This is a genomic window from Salinimonas profundi, assembly GCF_014750655.1.
GTDB classification, from domain to species: Bacteria; Pseudomonadota; Gammaproteobacteria; order Enterobacterales; family Alteromonadaceae; genus Alteromonas; species Alteromonas profundi_A.
In genome coordinates, this window is the sequence record NZ_JABBXD010000002.1 from 232,232 (window position 1) to 247,752 (window position 15,521).

At 46.8% G+C, this 15,521-nt stretch carries 12 protein-coding genes; 9 read left to right on the plus strand and 3 right to left on the minus strand.

The annotated features are described in order from the left end of the window. Positions 1-13 precede the first annotated feature (13 nt). The 5 genes from cysD to HHX48_RS05500 are packed head-to-tail and all read left to right on the plus strand — an operon-like array spanning position 14 to position 5,474. Positions 14-928 carry a sulfate adenylyltransferase subunit CysD gene (gene cysD / locus HHX48_RS05480; protein WP_191022993.1) on the plus strand — a complete coding sequence of 305 codons (915 nt, stop codon included), beginning with the start codon at positions 14-16 and terminating at the stop codon, positions 926-928. A gap of 1 nt (position 929) precedes the next feature. Continuing rightward, on the plus strand, positions 930-1,523 hold the full coding sequence (gene cysC, locus HHX48_RS05485; protein WP_191022995.1) for an adenylyl-sulfate kinase: 594 nt from the start codon (positions 930-932) through the stop codon (positions 1,521-1,523). A gap of 2 nt (positions 1,524-1,525) precedes the next feature. Further along, the gene (cysQ, locus tag HHX48_RS05490) at positions 1,526-2,314 is read left to right on the plus strand and encodes a 3'(2'),5'-bisphosphate nucleotidase CysQ (protein WP_191022997.1); all 789 of its coding nucleotides are present in this window, start codon (positions 1,526-1,528) and stop codon (positions 2,312-2,314) included. A gap of 1 nt (position 2,315) precedes the next feature. Further along, the gene (cysN, locus tag HHX48_RS05495; RefSeq protein ID WP_191023000.1) at positions 2,316-3,731 is read left to right on the plus strand and encodes a sulfate adenylyltransferase subunit CysN; all 1,416 of its coding nucleotides are present in this window, start codon (positions 2,316-2,318) and stop codon (positions 3,729-3,731) included. 18 nt (positions 3,732-3,749) lie between these two features. Beyond that, on the plus strand, positions 3,750-5,474 hold the full coding sequence (locus HHX48_RS05500) for an SLC13 family permease (RefSeq protein ID WP_191023002.1): 1,725 nt from the start codon (positions 3,750-3,752) through the stop codon (positions 5,472-5,474). A 36-nt stretch (positions 5,475-5,510) separates the two neighbouring features. Here HHX48_RS05500 and HHX48_RS05505 read toward each other — a convergent pair whose 3' ends face one another. Together HHX48_RS05505 and HHX48_RS05510 are read right to left on the minus strand one after the other, a co-directional pair. After that, the gene (locus HHX48_RS05505) at positions 5,511-6,704 is read right to left on the minus strand and encodes an ABC transporter permease (RefSeq protein WP_191023004.1); all 1,194 of its coding nucleotides are present in this window, start codon (positions 6,702-6,704) and stop codon (positions 5,511-5,513) included. A 4-nt stretch (positions 6,705-6,708) separates the two neighbouring features. Next, positions 6,709-7,485: an ABC transporter ATP-binding protein gene (locus HHX48_RS05510; protein WP_191023006.1), complete on the minus strand. Its 777-nt coding sequence runs from the start codon at positions 7,483-7,485 to the stop codon at positions 6,709-6,711. A gap of 165 nt (positions 7,486-7,650) precedes the next feature. On the opposite strand from HHX48_RS05510, the gene HHX48_RS05515 reads away from it, so the two are divergent. Beyond that, a complete protein-coding gene (locus tag HHX48_RS05515) occupies positions 7,651-8,355 on the plus strand; it encodes a Yip1 family protein (protein ID WP_191023008.1) in 705 nt (234 codons plus the stop codon). Here HHX48_RS05515 and HHX48_RS05520 read toward each other — a convergent pair. Next, positions 8,341-9,204 carry a DUF3025 domain-containing protein gene (locus HHX48_RS05520; RefSeq protein ID WP_191023010.1) on the minus strand — a complete coding sequence of 288 codons (864 nt, stop codon included), beginning with the start codon at positions 9,202-9,204 and terminating at the stop codon, positions 8,341-8,343. The genes HHX48_RS05515 and HHX48_RS05520 overlap by 15 nt on opposite strands. Before the next feature lie 70 nt (positions 9,205-9,274). Here HHX48_RS05520 and HHX48_RS05525 point away from each other — a divergent pair, with 70 nt between their 5' ends. The 3 genes from HHX48_RS05525 to HHX48_RS05535 all read left to right on the plus strand — a co-directional run bounded on the left by HHX48_RS05525 (position 9,275) and on the right by HHX48_RS05535 (position 15,510). Beyond that, a complete protein-coding gene (locus HHX48_RS05525; RefSeq protein ID WP_191023012.1) occupies positions 9,275-10,942 on the plus strand; it encodes a M28 family metallopeptidase in 1,668 nt (555 codons plus the stop codon). A 249-nt stretch (positions 10,943-11,191) separates the two neighbouring features. Next, a complete protein-coding gene (asnB, locus tag HHX48_RS05530) occupies positions 11,192-12,859 on the plus strand; it encodes an asparagine synthase B (protein ID WP_191023014.1) in 1,668 nt (555 codons plus the stop codon). Between the two features lie 278 nt (positions 12,860-13,137). Next, on the plus strand, positions 13,138-15,510 hold the full coding sequence (locus HHX48_RS05535) for a hypothetical protein (protein WP_191023016.1): 2,373 nt from the start codon (positions 13,138-13,140) through the stop codon (positions 15,508-15,510). Positions 15,511-15,521: the final 11 nt, after the last annotated feature.

The window sequence follows — 15,521 nt, forward strand, 5'->3', positions numbered from 1 at the left end:
TCGGACTCGAAAAATGACAGCAGAAATACCGTCTATCACCCATTTAAAACAGCTCGAAGCCGAGAGCATCCACATTTTTCGCGAAGTAGCCGCCGAATTTGATAACCCGGTCATGCTATATTCTGTAGGAAAGGATTCCTCGGTATTGCTTCACCTGGCGCGTAAAGCGTTTGCCCCTGGTAAAATTCCTTTCCCTTTGCTTCACGTAGACACGACGTGGAAATTCCAGGAGATGATTGAGTTTCGTGACCGTCAGGCCAAGAAATATGGCTTTGATCTTCTGGTACACATCAACCAGGAAGGTGTTGAGCAAGGTGTTGGCCCATTTAGTCACGGTAGTGCTAAGCATACCGACATCATGAAAACACAGTCGCTTAAACAGGCGTTAAATAAATACCAGTTTGATGCAGCATTTGGTGGTGCGCGTCGTGACGAAGAGAAGTCTCGTGCAAAAGAGCGCGTTTATTCTTTCCGTGACAGCAATCACCGCTGGGATCCGAAAAATCAGCGTCCTGAGCTGTGGAACATCTACAACTCTCAGGTAAACAAAGGCGAAAGTATCCGTGTTTTCCCTATGTCTAACTGGACTGAGCTGGATATCTGGCAATATATCTATCTTGAAAACATCGATATCCCTTCTCTTTATCTGGCGAAGCCGCGTCCGGTCGTTGAACGCGACGGCGTGTTGATCATGGTCGATGATGACAGAATGCCACTTAAAGAAGGCGAAACGCCTGAAATGCGTTCTGTACGTTTCCGTACTCTGGGTTGCTACCCATTGACCGGTGCCGTTGAGTCAGAAGCAGATACCCTACCTGAAGTTATCCAGGAAATGCTACTGACCAAAACATCAGAGCGTCAGGGCCGTGTTATTGACCACGATAGTGCTGGCTCCATGGAGAAGAAAAAAATGGAAGGATACTTCTGATATGGCCACCAATATCGTCTGGCACAAACACGAGGTTAACAAGCAAACCCGTTCAGACAAGCTAGGCCAGAAACCACGCGTAATCTGGCTGACAGGTTTGAGTGGCTCAGGCAAATCGACCTTGGCTAATCTGCTTGAAAAGAAACTTTTTGAAGAAGGTAAACTGACTTACCTGCTTGACGGCGACAATATCCGTCATGGACTGTGCGGCGACCTGGGCTTTTCTGACAAAGACAGGGTAGAAAATATCCGCCGGATCAGTGAAGTGGCAAAACTGTTCGTTGATTCGGGCACGATTGTACTTACGGCCTTCATTTCACCGTTTCAAACTGACCGCGACTTTTGCCGCAAATTGTTGCAGGAAAAAGAATTCGTGGAAGTTTATGTCGATGTGCCGCTGGCTGTCTGCGAACAGCGCGATCCGAAAGGGTTGTATAAGAAGGCGCGTAATGGCGAAATCAAAGACTTCACCGGTATAGACTCAACCTATGAGGCACCGGTAAACCCTGAAGTACATCTGGAATATCAGGACGAATCTGCTGAGGCAACTGCCGAGCGCTTATTTAACCTGTTGAATGAAAAAGGATTGATATAATAATGGCATTACCTGATCCATTAGCAGAACAGGTTCTGCGTATCGCCAAGCTTGCGGGCGATAAGATCATGGCGATTTACGAAAAAGATTTCGCAATTTATGAGAAGCAGGATACCAGCCCGCTGACTGAAGCGGATCTGGCGGCTCACAATGTTATTGTATCTGAACTTGAATCTATTTCTGATTTGCCGGTGTTATCGGAAGAATCAGCAGATATTTCCTGGGATGAACGTAAAACATGGCAGCAGTACTGGCTGGTCGACCCGCTTGATGGAACAAAAGAATTCATCAAGAAAAATGGCGAGTTCACTGTGAATATCGCCTTAATTGACAATGGCAAACCGACCATGGGTGTAGTTTATGCCCCGGCTAAGGAAACGGCCTATGTTGGCTTGGTTGGTAAAGGTGCCTGGCAGCAACAAGGCAGTGACTTCACGCCTATTTCAGCCAAGCAACATAGCGATGGTGAAACCTGGAAAGTGGTTGGCAGTCGTTCTCATCAAAGCCCGGAAATCAAAAATCTGCTTGAGCAGCTTGATGGTGAAACAGAGCTGGTAGCCATGGGTAGTTCACTGAAGCTTTGCCTAGTAGCGACCGGAGAGGCGCATCTTTATCCTCGTCTTGGCCCCACTTCAGAATGGGATACCGGTGCCGCCCATGCGGTTGCAACGGCGGCGGGTGCTTCCGTTACCGTGCTTGATCCGGCTGACCCTCTAAATGCCAATGCAGAAGACCTTTCTTACAATCAGAAAGAGTCAGTGTTGAACCCTTATTTTCTTGTGAGCGCATAGTATGAATAGCGAAAACAGTTTATTAAAAGAAGACGTTCTGGCTTATCTGGAACAACATGAAAAGAAAGATCTCCTCCGTTTTTTGACATGCGGTAGTGTTGACGATGGTAAAAGTACGCTTATCGGCCGTCTGCTTCATGACTCAAAAATGATTTATGAAGATCAGCTTGCTGCAGTTACTAAAGACAGCAAAAAGATGGGTACAACGGGCGAAAAAGTCGATTTGGCCCTGCTTGTTGACGGTCTACAGTCAGAGCGTGAGCAAGGTATTACCATCGACGTTGCTTATCGTTACTTTTCTACCGACAAGCGTAAGTTTATTATCGCGGATACCCCTGGACACGAACAGTACACCCGCAACATGGTTACGGGCGCGTCTACCTGTGATCTTGCGATTTTGATGGTTGATGCTCGTGCTGGCGTCAAAACGCAAACTAAGCGTCACTCATTCCTGGCGAATCTGCTTGGTATCAAGCATGTCATTGTTGCTATCAACAAAATGGACCTGATTGACTTCAGTGAAGATAAATACAAGGAAATTCAGGAAGAATATCTGAAGTTTTCGGAAAATCTGGACTTCCCGGATATCCGTTTTGTTCCTATCTCAGCGCTTGACGGCGACAACGTGGTGAACAAAAGCGAAAATATGCCTTGGTTCGATGGCATGCCATTAATGGAATTGCTTGAGACCATCGAAGTTGGTAAATATGTCAACGCTGACGATTTCCGCTTCCCGGTGCAATATGTTAATCGTCCTAATCTGGATTTTCGTGGCTTTGCCGGTACCGTTGTTTCTGGTGAGATAAAACCTGGTGATGAAATCACGTCTTTGCCTTCGATGAAAACATCGAAAGTAAAATCAATCGTGACATTTGAAGGTGAGCAGGATCGTGCGTATCCGCCTCAGGCTATCACGTTAACGCTTGAAGACGAGATTGATATCTCTCGTGGCGACATGATTGCAAAATCTGACAACTTGCCATTGCACAACAGTCAGTTTAAAGCGCATCTGGTATGGATGGCCGAAGAGCCAATGATGCCGAATAAGCAATACAACTTTAAGTTTGCGACGAAAACGACTTCAGGTTCTGTAGCACAGGTAAATCATCAGATTGATGTGAATACATTGGAACAGAAAGGCGCAGCGCACCTTAACCTGAATGAGATCGGCGAAGTGGATCTTAAGTTTACCCAGCAGGTTGCCTGTGACCCTTACAAGAAAAACCCGGGTACTGGCGCATTCGTTGTTATCGACAGAATGACCAACGGAACGGTAGGTGCCGGGATGATTATTGATGAGTTGTCTGGCAGTGACCAGCATGCATCTCAGCAATTTTCTGAGTTTGAACTTGAGTTTAATGAGTTGGTAAGAAAGCATTTCCCACATTGGAATGCACTTGATATCAGCAAGCTGTAAACGCAGGTCCAATACAATATGGATGTAAATCAAGTTATAGTGCTGGGGGCTTTCTTCAGCACTATTTTTGCGTTGATAATGACGAATCAGCGCCCCTCAACGATATTTGCGCTGCTGATGCTGGGCTTGTTGGTGACCAAACAGGTATCCTTTGATGACATTCTGGATAATCTCACCAATAAAGGTCTCGTAACGCTTGTATTGTTGTTGATGGTAAGTGCAGCCATAGACAAGACTGCGCTTATAAAACGATTAGGCCGGAAACTTGTGACAGCTAACTTTACCAGCTCATACTGGCGGCTGTTCGGACTGACCTTTTTCTCTTCAGCATTGTTGAACAACACAGCAATAGTCGCCAGCCTTATCGGTCCGGTAAAACAAAATCAGTACCACCCTGCTTCCAAGCTGCTTATCCCTCTGTCCTATTCGGCCATACTGGGAGGCACAGTGACGCTTATTGGTACATCTACAAACCTCATTGTAGATAGTTTTTTACAGGAACACGGACATCCTGGCTTTGCGTTCTGGGACTTCACACTCTTTGGTCTGGTAGCAGGGTTAAGCTGCGGTGTGCTGATGTTTCTGATGACACGCTTTCTGCCAAGTATCGCCAATAAAGAAGCAAATTACCGTGCTTACACTGTTGAGGCTGACGTTGATCCGGGGTCAGAATTGATTGGGAAGACGGTTGAGGAAAATCATCTTCGAAATCTCCCTGAGCTCTTTCTGGTAGAAATTATTCGTGACGGACAGCTTATATCACCAATTACCCCTGAATTTGTGATTCACGAGAACGATAAACTGATATTTTCAGGTAACGTACAAAAGCTCGATAATCTGAGTCATATTAAAGGGCTAACCACCTTTGCTGAAGCCGACGGGATCTTACGTGAGAACCTGACGGAAGTGATTGTGGCAAACCGTGCTCAAATTATCGGTCAAACGCTTAAAGCGCTGGGCTTCAGGGCATTGTTCGACGCGGCTGTAGTGGCGATTCGTCGGGACGGCGAACAGCTTTCGGGTAAGTTGGGCGAAATCAAACTGCAAGCGGGAGATTTTCTTCTATTAGCAGCAGGCCCTGACTTTCACTCAAGACATAACCTGTCCCGCAATTTTTTTGTTCTCTCTGAGCAAAAAATAAGTCGGCCATTGAGCAATTTACAGGAATGGATTACGGTCGGTGGCTTCCTGCTGGTAGTAGCACTTTCCGCTGCAGAAATACTCTCGCTGGCCATCGGATTACTGTTTTTTGCCGCGGTACTGATAGGTGCCAGTGTGACCTCAAATGCGGAAGTTAAACGTAATTTGCCGCTTAATTTGATTGTGGTAATCGTCGGCGCACTAAGTCTGGCGACTGCATTGGAAGGCTCGGGCGTCATAGCCTTAAGCACTGACTTTTTGTTGCCCTATCTGGCCGATACGAACTGGTTTGTTGCATTAGTAGTTGTGTATCTTGCAACGCTGCTGTTAACTGAGTTTGTGACAAACAATGCTGCAGCGGCACTGATGTTTCCTTTCGCCTACGGACTGGTGGGAATCATCAATGCGCCCTTAATGCCTTTTGCACTTTGTGTGGCATTTGCGGCAAGTGCCAGCTTTATCTCTCCTTACGGATATCAAACCAACCTGCTGGTTTATAATGCCACTAATTATCAGTTCGGCCACTTCGCAAAATTTGGGTTTCCTATCTCAATAATGTATTCAAGCATTGTGTTGATAACATTGAATTGGTATTACCTGTAAAACAAAAAAGGGCGTTCACACTGAACGCCCTTTTTATTATCTGAATAGCACTTTTTCTTTATTGAACCAATGAACACAGAAGCCCAAAAGCAGACCGGCTATTATCGCGGTGGATACGAATATGCCAATAAGCTGATAATAATCCATCGTACCTTTTATTAATTCTTTCATTGCCAACGCCACATTGGTTAGTGGTACCCACGCCCAGACGCCCTCGAGCTCAATACCCGGCATCGCGGCAAGTATGACTGGCACGATCACAAAAATTACCAGTGGCCCCATATAACCCTGCGCTTCTTTAAACGTTTTTGCATAGATGGATAAACTCAGCAGTAGCGCTGAGAAAATGGCCACGACCGGGATCAGCATCAGAAAGACCAGAATGAGATCCAGTACATCGATAGCGTCCAGAAAGCTGCTTATCGCTTCAATGGCGAGCCCCTGGCCGGCTATTACGCCCCATATTGCCATGCTCAATACCGTAATAAGCGCGGTCGTTACCCCGGCTACCGCAATTGTCAGAAACTTACCAAAGACTATCTTATTGCGATCAATCGGCGAGATAAGCAACGTTTCAAGTGTGCCCCGCTCTTTTTCACCAGCGCCGAGATCTGCTGCCGGTATCATGCCCCCCTGCAGGCAAAGAATGAAAACAACATAGGCAACCATTCCACCAATTACTTCGCCAATATTCTCTCGTGAGTCAGCAACATTGATTTCTTCCAGCGAAATAGGTGTTATCAAAACCTTTTGCTGCTCTTCACTAATATTGATGGATGCAAAAGCATTTCGCTGTGCGCTGGTTGCAATTGGATCAATCAGCTTCTCCAGCCTCGATTTTATTGCGTTGAACCCTGCACCGTTATAATAAAGCTGCAGTCTGTGCTCACCTGATTGCAAGGGATCTGTGACAAAGCCCTGAGGAAACTCAAGAACAAAATCTACATTGTCCTCTTTTACCCACTGTCTGATCTCAACACCGTCAGCCAGCTCAACCTGTTCAAACCCCTTTGCTTGCTGAATCGTGTCAGCCAGTTCGGGGGCTGCCCGGGCGTTTATCAGGGTGTATCTGAGCACTTCATTTTGCGCATCTTCGGCCGCTTTGCTGGAGAAGTACGCCACACCGCCAATGATCACCGGAAATAACAGCAGCGGCAACAAAATCATGAAGAACATCGTCTTTTTATCTCTGACTACTTCCTTCAGCTCTTTTAAAAATACCTTCCACATGGTTTCACTTCCCTGACAATGTAGTTAAGAATGCCTGATGCAATGAGTCTGGTGCCAAAGCTTTAAAGTTCGCCAGCGAATCATTAAAAACAGTACGACCATTATTAATTACCGTGACCTTGTCACACAGCTCAGCAACCTCGCCGAGGTGGTGAGTAGAAAAAATAACGGGTATGCGTTTCTCTTTTAAACCATTAATGAAATTAAGTACCGTTTGTGCGGCCATAATATCCAAGCCCGTTGTCGGCTCATCCAATACAACCAGGGAAGGATCATGGATGACAGCCCGGGCAATGGCAGTTTTCTGCTTCATACCGGTTGAAAAATTATCGCATTTTCGATCCAGAAAAGTATGCAGTTCCAGTACATCGGCTAGCTCGTCAATTTTGGTATCAATGGCCCTTTTTGACATACCATGTAACTGACCGAAATATTCGATATTCTCACGGCCGGTAAGGCGTCCATACAGGCCGGTTGCACCTGACAGGAACCCGATAGCTTTCCGGGCCAGAAGCGGTTTGGTGACAACACTGTTGCCATCAATCTGAATATCGCCACTGTCAGGTTTCAGCGCAGTAGAAAGCATTCTCAACGTCGTTGTTTTGCCAGCACCATTGGGACCGAGCAAACCCACTACCTCGCCTTTTTCACATGTCAGGGATACATCCTGAACGGAGTGAAAAAACTTGCCGTTTAGCCTTGGATCCTGCTGCTCCTGCTCACTCAGCTTTTTGGGGTTGTCCACTGCGAATTTTTTCGCTAAGTGACTTATTGTTATCATTGTTACTCCCTAACAATTAGCATGCTCGCAGACCACTTTACTGCGCGAAAATTACAACTTATAAAAAAAATTGCTTCAAGATGTTTCTGGTACAGTTTTTTCCCTCATAAAACAGGGTATGCTATGCATCCATACGACAGTATTAAAATTTAAAAGGAGCATCGGATGCAAACTGTCACCAACCCGCTTCAGGCTTGTAATAATATTTTTTTCAAGCCTCGCGGGGTATTTCAGGCACTGGCACACAAAAACAACTGGTCCTGGATTCCGTTTTTCGTGGTCATGGTAGCAGCTATATTACCCAGCTACCTGTATTTTTCCACGGTCGACTTTCAGTGGTTCGTAGATATGACCGCTGCCGGCATGGGCGATGTTTCACCCGCTGAAATGGAACAGTTTCGAAATGCTCAAAGCCCTAAGCTGTATACGATTTCTTCTATCGTAGGCCCATTAATCGGCATCACATTGTTTAATGCATTGGTGGCGTTGTATCTGCACCTGGCAACGAAGTCCGATGAAAAAAATGTGCAGGGATTTACTGATTGGTACGGATTCACCTGGTGGATTATGATGCCGGTACTTCTCTCTTCCCTCATTGCGCTTATTCTGCTGGCGATGGCCGATTCTCATCAGATATCGCCTAACGTCCTACAACCACTGTCACTTGCTTATCTGTTCAGCGTCGACATTCACTCTTCGTGGTTAGCGCTGGCTCAGGCAGCCAGCATTATTACATTGTGGACAGTATATTTAGCAATAGTAGGGATCACGCAATGGACAAGCTTTTCTACCAAGAAAGCGGCGATCATTGTGTTAGCGCCTTACATACTGATTTACGGTATCTGGGCAATTGTCTTATTGGTGTCTTAACGGTAATTGTTCATCTCTGGCCTGCCCTCGCAAAGGTCGGAAATATTCCTGGTTGGCATAAAAAGCACTAGTTTGTGAATGATGCCAGCCAGGAACCCCTAACAAGGGTAGCGGTGGTAATGCCCCGCAGCGTGCAAATCCGTCAAACGCCCTGATTCTGGCTTCTATTGCCTCATCCAATAATCTATTTTGTTCGCTGAAATCGGCTCTTTCAAATGAATCGTGTACAATTACAGCCATCCATTTGCCAGTCAGTCCGATAAACGGATGTAACAACATTTCGTAATTGGCGTGACCGAAGATGCGTGGGTGTATAACCCTTCCCCATAAAGAGTGACAATCAACAAATGCAGAGTACCATTCATGCTGAGCCAGGTGCCGCAATACAGTGTTGGCCCCAGACACATGCTGTTGCGGAACAGCCAGCACCACACCACATTCATCAAAATGTGTGATGTGGTTACGACGCTTGGTTCTGGGGTGTTGCCCATACAGTAATATATCTTCAGTATGCAGACGGTTCAGATACCATTTTGTTTTTGGGAATTGCATCCATATGCAGGCATTAAACAAATCATGCCAGTCATTTTCCCGGGTCGGCACGTCAGCATCCTGAGCAATGATTTGTTCATAATAGCGTTCGTCTTTTTCATCAAACGCCGATTGTGCTTTGAACCGGGGACCACGCCACTTATTGCCCGTTTCAGTGACAGCAGTGTGCTGCAGCTGGGTAGCAGAAGGAAATGTATCGTAGCGATGAAGGTTGAGTCGCTGAAGCAACTGTGGAACAAGTGGGGACTGAACACTATCAGAAAAGACAGAAGACCATGGTGTGCCGTTCGAATTCATAAATCAGTATTGGTTCGCCTGGTGAGTTTCTCTATACTGAGGCCTATTGTAGAGCAAACAGAGACCAACAATGAGAAAAATCTTTTTGCCTGTTCTGGTACCAGCCCTTTTAGGGGTAACGGCCTGTTCAGAACCACAGAATAATGCACAACAAACTGACGCAGCATCTACCACCAATGCTCCGTCTAATTTTGATGAGGCATACAACAGCATTACCGCAGAGAAGATCAAGTCACCACTGAAAACACTTTCTTCAGATGAGTTTGAGGGGCGCCTGCCCACCACGGCGGGCGAAAAGAAGACACTGGATTATCTGGTGAAGCAGTTTAAGGCAGCCGGATTTCAACCCGGCAATGGCGACAGCTATCTGCAAAAAGTGGCGTTAATGGAAATTACTGCTGACCCACAGATGCAAATGACCATCGGTAACAATACATTCGCGTATAAAAATGACATGGTCGCGTCTTCAAAACGCGAACAGGATGAAATTTCGGTAACCGATTCAGATGTGGTATTCGTTGGTTATGGTGTTAATGCGCCAGAATATGACTGGAATGACTACGAAGGCGTTGATGTGAAAGGCAAGACGGTTGTTATGCTGATTAACGATCCGGGCTTTGAAAATCCTGAAGGGGGTAAATTTCAGGGTAAAACCATGACCTATTATGGTCGCTGGAGCTACAAGTACGAGGAGGCAAGTCGCCAGGGCGCTGCGGCAGCGATCATCGTTCATGAGACGGCGCCCGCGTCTTACCCTTGGTCTGTGGTCGCCAATAGCTGGAGCGGTCCTCAGTATGGCTTGGTCAGTAAAGATGGCGGCGCCAGCCGGGTTGCCGTAGAAGGCTGGCTGACACTGGATGCTGCTAAACAGGTTTTTGCCGATGCTGGCATGGACTTTTCTGCACAAAAGGCGAAAGCCATGAAGGGGCCTTACCATCAGCCGATGGATGTTCAGGCTTCCGTTACGGTGAAAAACAAATTTGAAAAATCCGAAAGCAATAATGTAATAGCAACGTTGCCAGGCGCTGAAAAACCAGACGAGCACGTTGTCTACACCGCTCACTGGGATCACCTGGGTAAGGATGCGTCCCTGGAAGGCGACCAGATTTACAATGGTGCCCATGATAATGCCACCGGCACAGCAGCCAGCCTGGTCATGGCAGAAGCATTCAGTAAGCTTTCCCCTCGTCCGGACCGTTCTATCAGCTTTTTAGTAGTGACAGCCGAAGAGCAAGGCCTTTTAGGCTCGAAATATTATGCTGCCAACCCTGTCATCCCGATGGAGAATACCGTGGCAAACATCAATATGGATGCCATGAATGTGCTGGGCAAAACAAAAGATGTTGCTGTTGTAGGCAAAGGAAAATCGGATCTTGAGTCATACCTTGCAGATGCAGCTAAACGTCAGAACAGAACACTGACTCAGGAAGATAAACCTGAAGCAGGTTACTACTACCGCTCTGATCACTTTAGTTTTGCCAAGCAGGGAGTGCCTGCACTTTACGCTGAGGGCGGCAGTGAGCCCGCTGATGAGGCGACGGCGAAGTATCGTAAGCGGATGAATGTGATTGTTACGGGCTGTTATCATCAGGTGTGCGATGAATTCCGCGACGATTGGGATTTAAGTGGTATCGCTCAGGATACACAGATGCTGTTTGATGTGGGTGTCAATGTGGCCAATGCAGAAGAATGGCCGCAATGGAGCGAGCAAAGCGAATTCCAGAGAAAGACAGATTAAGTTCTCTGTGTAGCGACAACAGCAGTTCGCTCCCTAATATGTAGCGTTTAAAAAAGCCACCCTACCGGTGGCTTTTTATTTTCTGGCCTTTCTATGAAAGGAATATGCAGTTTTAGCTTGCTTTTTCATGTCACAATGGCACATTCGTAAACAGGGCTGTACATCAAAAATAACAATAAAACCGCGACGTCTTACAGCACACGACAGAAAAAACCACTTTTTTAATTTGTGATAGAGAGAGCCCGTTTTATGTGTGGTATTTTCGGTATCCTGGACATCAAAACCGATGTGTCCGAACTCAGAACCCAAGCCCTTGAGCTTGCTAAGTTATTGCGCCATCGTGGCCCTGACTGGTCTGGGGTTTGGAATAATAATAATACCATTCTGTGTCATGAACGGTTGGCCATTGTTGATGTAGACACTGGTGCGCAACCGCTCATCAGTCAGAATAATCAACATGTTCTCGCCGTGAATGGTGAGATCTATAATCACAAGGTGCTTGCTGAGAATCTGGCGAGTCCCTACCCTTTTAAAACCCGCTCTGACTGCGAAGTCATTTTGCCTTTGTTTAAAGAAAAGGGTGTTTCGTTTATTGATGAGCTGGAGGGTATGTTTGCCTTCATTCTTTATGATGATGAGCAGGATGCCTATCTCATTGCCCGCGATCATATGGGAATTATTCCTCTTTACACCGGGTATGATGAGCATGGCAATTTTTATGTCGCCTCAGAGATGAAGGCGCTGGCCCCAATGTGTAAAACCATCAGTGAGTTTCCTCCCGGACACTACCTGTGGAGCAAAGATGGTCAACTGACCCGGTATTACCAGCGTGACTGGATGCAATATGACAATGTTGCGAATAATGAAACGGATCTACCAGCACTGAAAGCCGCTTTTGAAAAGGCAGTAAAATCCCATTTAATGTCGGATGTACCTTATGCAGTGCTGCTTTCAGGTGGACTGGACTCGTCGCTGGTGTCGGCCGTCGCGGCGCAGTATGTTGCCAAGCGCGTCGAAGATGAAGATAAAACAGACGCGTGGTGGCCACGTCTGCACAGTTTTGCGGTAGGCCTGGAGGGCTCCCCTGATCTTATCGCGGCAAAAAAAGTCGCCGATAAAATCGGTACTGTACATCATGAAGTTCACTTTACGATTCAGGAAGGTCTGGATGCCATCCGTGATGTCATCTATAAGCTTGAAACTTATGATGTCACCACGATTCGCGCGGCAACACCAATGTACCTCATGACGCGAAAAATTAAGGCCATGGGCATTAAGATGGTGCTGTCCGGTGAAGGCTCGGATGAAATATTTGGCGGCTACCTGTATTTTCACAAAGCCCCCGATGCCAAAGCATTTCATGAAGAGACCGTGCGTAAGCTGGAACGACTCCATATGTTCGATTGCGCGCGTGCCAATAAGGCTACCAGCGCATGGGGCGTAGAAGCGCGTGTTCCTTTTCTGGATAAAAACTTTATTGATGTTGCGATGCGTCTTAATCCGAAAGATAAGATGTGTCTTGAAGGAAAAATGGAAAAATGGATTTTGCGCAAAGCGTTCGATGATGGCAATACCTTACCAGAGGAAGTGCTCTGGCGTCAGAAAGAACAGTTTGGCGACGGCGTCGGCTATTCCTGGATTGATTCTGTAAAAGCCTTTGTTGAGGAACAGGTGACTGACCAGCAGCTTGCTACAGCCAATTTCCGTTTTCCGGTAAATACACCTGATACTAAAGAAGGCTATTATTACCGGACCATCTTTGAAAGCTACTTCCCTCAGGAGAGTGCTGCGCGTTGTGTGCCCGGCGGTAAATCCATCGCCTGTAGCACCGCCGAGGCACTTGAATGGGACGAAAGCTTTAAACAAAATGCTGATCCCTCAGGTCGCTCCATGAAAGGGGTTCATAGCGGTACCTGATTCTGGTCACGGGTGACGGCGCTCTGCAGTCACCCTAAATTTTTCCTCACAGCTCAGCTTGTACGGGTGTAATGTCAAAAATTCCGTTACACTAGTTTTGTGCCCCATTTACGCAACCAGGGTAACGGCTTTCGAGCCATTGGGAAGTGCTGACACATCATCATACAAAATCATGAGTCACAGTGTGATCTTTTCCGATTTATGACTGATATAAACGGCAATACCAATAAAAAAGGGTTGTTAATGGGTGGTCATTAGCAATAAGGAAAGGAATTGTTATGCTCAAGAAAGCAACACTCACACTTGCTGTCGCTCTGGCGTTTTCTCAAAACGGATTTGCTTCAGCACAACCTGATTACACTGTTAAGCGTGAATCAGTCACCTCGACAAATTTGGCCGAGGTAAAACAAGCTCTGACCTATAAGCGGGATATCATCATCAATGATACGGCTTATATGTTTTCTTCCAAAACATCGGATCAGTTTGGCCAGACATATACGTACACTGCATCGGATTCGGCGGATAAGCTGGTCATTCGGGAGCGCAGTAATTCTCTCAGTGCAATATTATTTGAAAACGGCACGCAGAAAAGTTTAAGTCTGACGAACACAGGTGGCACGCTTTCCCGTTATCACGTAAAAGTCACCGGTAATGAGCCGGGTGTACCGGGCGTGCAGCAAACTTCAGCGGCGCCTTATTGGCACACGCTTCGTCCAACAAGCTACGACACTAAACGTACCGTTAGCGAAACACTTTCGGAACTGCCTGAAGCAGCCGGTGCAGCGTTTTTCATTTCTGCTGACACCTTTGTTCAAGCTGAATCAGATGCAGCAGATACCAGTGACGATATCTCTCCGCAATCTATTCTGGAGCAGGATCTTGCCGTATTTAATACCGCCCTGTCAGAAGCCGGCGTTGATGATGTCTCTGTTGATGTAAAAAACTATTACCTCATTGCTGATGATGAAGGTGCCTTTTGGGCCAATGATGATGTCATGGCCAAGGCAGAGTTTGGTTCAGGCGAAGTTGACTTCATTAGCACGATGCATATCAGCGACTTTGACCAAAACTTTGACAGTCGCGCTAATACCCGGGTGGTTGTCAACAATGACCCTATGAATGCAGAGCAAAGCCTGCGATTTGTGAAAGAGTCGCATGTACGTTACTTACCATTTAGCAGTGACAAACTAGCCCATGCTTTCGGTCACAACCTGGCGCTGAATCACGAGCGCAGTTCTTTAGATGAAACCGTCCCAGGCGCCATCCCATACGCATTTCTGGCGCCTTCAGACGTTGCCACTATCATGGCATCAAATAACGATGCTGATGCTGAACGTGTTGCGTTCTTCTCTAACCCAAATGAAGTGGTAGACGGCATCAATATAGGCGCCGAGGGCAATGAAGCGGCTGACAATGCGCAATTTTTGCGTAAGACTGCAAAATTGTCGGTTAACAGCTCTAACTTCAAAAGCTCTTCATCGCTGACAAAAAATGAATCTGATGTCACGCTTAGCTGGACACCTATGCCTGAAGCTGTTGAACAAACACTGATTGGCTCAGGCTACACCTGTAATCTGTATCGCACCGACCTGGGCGTTTATACCACGGGCGAAGGCAATACTGAAATACAGCTGGGTGCAACCCAGTCGTCGGTTGCGATAGATGCATCTACCAGTTCGTGCCTGATTGTGGTGAACTGGATTGAGCTGGATGGCAATACGCTGCCCATTATTCGTGTCATGCAGGAATATCGTGGTGATGCAGGGTTTTTTGTTGATAACGTGAACGTGTCCACTGTGCCTGGCTCTACCACAACCGTTCCGGTCTATGTCGATGATGCGGATGTATCAAACGACCAAATTGATGTGTATTTCTCAAAACTGACCGGTGATGCATTTGCTGACATTGCTTATGACGATGCAGATATCATTAAACAGTTTTTGACAGTCTCTGCGTCAGGTGAAGGCAACAATCGCGAACTCACCTTCGAAATCAGTGAAAACTACGAGGATTCCCTGGATTGGATTGAAACGCTGACAAACAGTGAAATTCAGCCACAATTACTTCGCATGTCAGTAAACCTTGCTGGTACGAACGAAACGTATTCGTTAAGTCTTGATATGCGTGGAATGTACGAAGCTATTCCTCGTGCCACGGCACCAACACTGGTAGGTAAGGTAAACGGCGACGGCGGTCAGGCGCAGGTTGTAATTACCGACACAATTGATAGCGGTGACATCTCGGTCAGTGTTGTCTCTGGTTTAGCTGACTGGACACCGGAGTTCAATGTTTCACAGGACGGCGGAAATACGACAGTAGACATCAACGCTCCGGCTGACCTTTTCGCCAATACTGATGAGCAATATTCAATCGTTAAAGTGACGTTTGGTGACAGCCGGTTATATAAGCAGGTTGGCTTCATTGAATCAATGACTACTGATAGCGGTGATGACGGCGACTCTGGTGACGGTGGTTCAGGCGGTGGCTCCGGTGGCGGTTCAGGCGGTGGCTCCGGTGGCGGCTCTGGCGGCGGTACTGGCGGTGATTCGTCGGGGGGCGATTCCGATAGCGGCGGTGGCGGTTCACTGGGAATAGCAGGCCTGCTCTCTTTGGCATTGCTTTCCATTCGTCGCCGGTTAAAACTTAAATAAATCGGTAGCAA

What these genes read in the sequence shown, in the direction of transcription:
- cysD (WP_191022993.1), top strand. Translation starts at nt 14, where the DNA reads ATGACAGCAGAAATACCGTCTATCACCCATTTAAAACAGCTCGAAGCC.
- cysC (WP_191022995.1), top strand. Translation starts at nt 930, where the DNA reads ATGGCCACCAATATCGTCTGGCACAAACACGAGGTTAACAAGCAAACC.
- cysQ (WP_191022997.1), top strand. Translation starts at nt 1,526, where the DNA reads ATGGCATTACCTGATCCATTAGCAGAACAGGTTCTGCGTATCGCCAAG.
- cysN (WP_191023000.1), top strand. Translation starts at nt 2,316, where the DNA reads ATGAATAGCGAAAACAGTTTATTAAAAGAAGACGTTCTGGCTTATCTG.
- HHX48_RS05500 (WP_191023002.1), top strand. Translation starts at nt 3,750, where the DNA reads ATGGATGTAAATCAAGTTATAGTGCTGGGGGCTTTCTTCAGCACTATT.
- HHX48_RS05505 (WP_191023004.1), bottom strand. Translation starts at nt 6,704, where the DNA reads ATGTGGAAGGTATTTTTAAAAGAGCTGAAGGAAGTAGTCAGAGATAAA.
- HHX48_RS05510 (WP_191023006.1), bottom strand. Translation starts at nt 7,485, where the DNA reads ATGATAACAATAAGTCACTTAGCGAAAAAATTCGCAGTGGACAACCCC.
- HHX48_RS05515 (WP_191023008.1), top strand. Translation starts at nt 7,651, where the DNA reads ATGCAAACTGTCACCAACCCGCTTCAGGCTTGTAATAATATTTTTTTC.
- HHX48_RS05520 (WP_191023010.1), bottom strand. Translation starts at nt 9,204, where the DNA reads ATGAATTCGAACGGCACACCATGGTCTTCTGTCTTTTCTGATAGTGTT.
- HHX48_RS05525 (WP_191023012.1), top strand. Translation starts at nt 9,275, where the DNA reads ATGAGAAAAATCTTTTTGCCTGTTCTGGTACCAGCCCTTTTAGGGGTA.
- asnB (WP_191023014.1), top strand. Translation starts at nt 11,192, where the DNA reads ATGTGTGGTATTTTCGGTATCCTGGACATCAAAACCGATGTGTCCGAA.
- HHX48_RS05535 (WP_191023016.1), top strand. Translation starts at nt 13,138, where the DNA reads ATGCTCAAGAAAGCAACACTCACACTTGCTGTCGCTCTGGCGTTTTCT.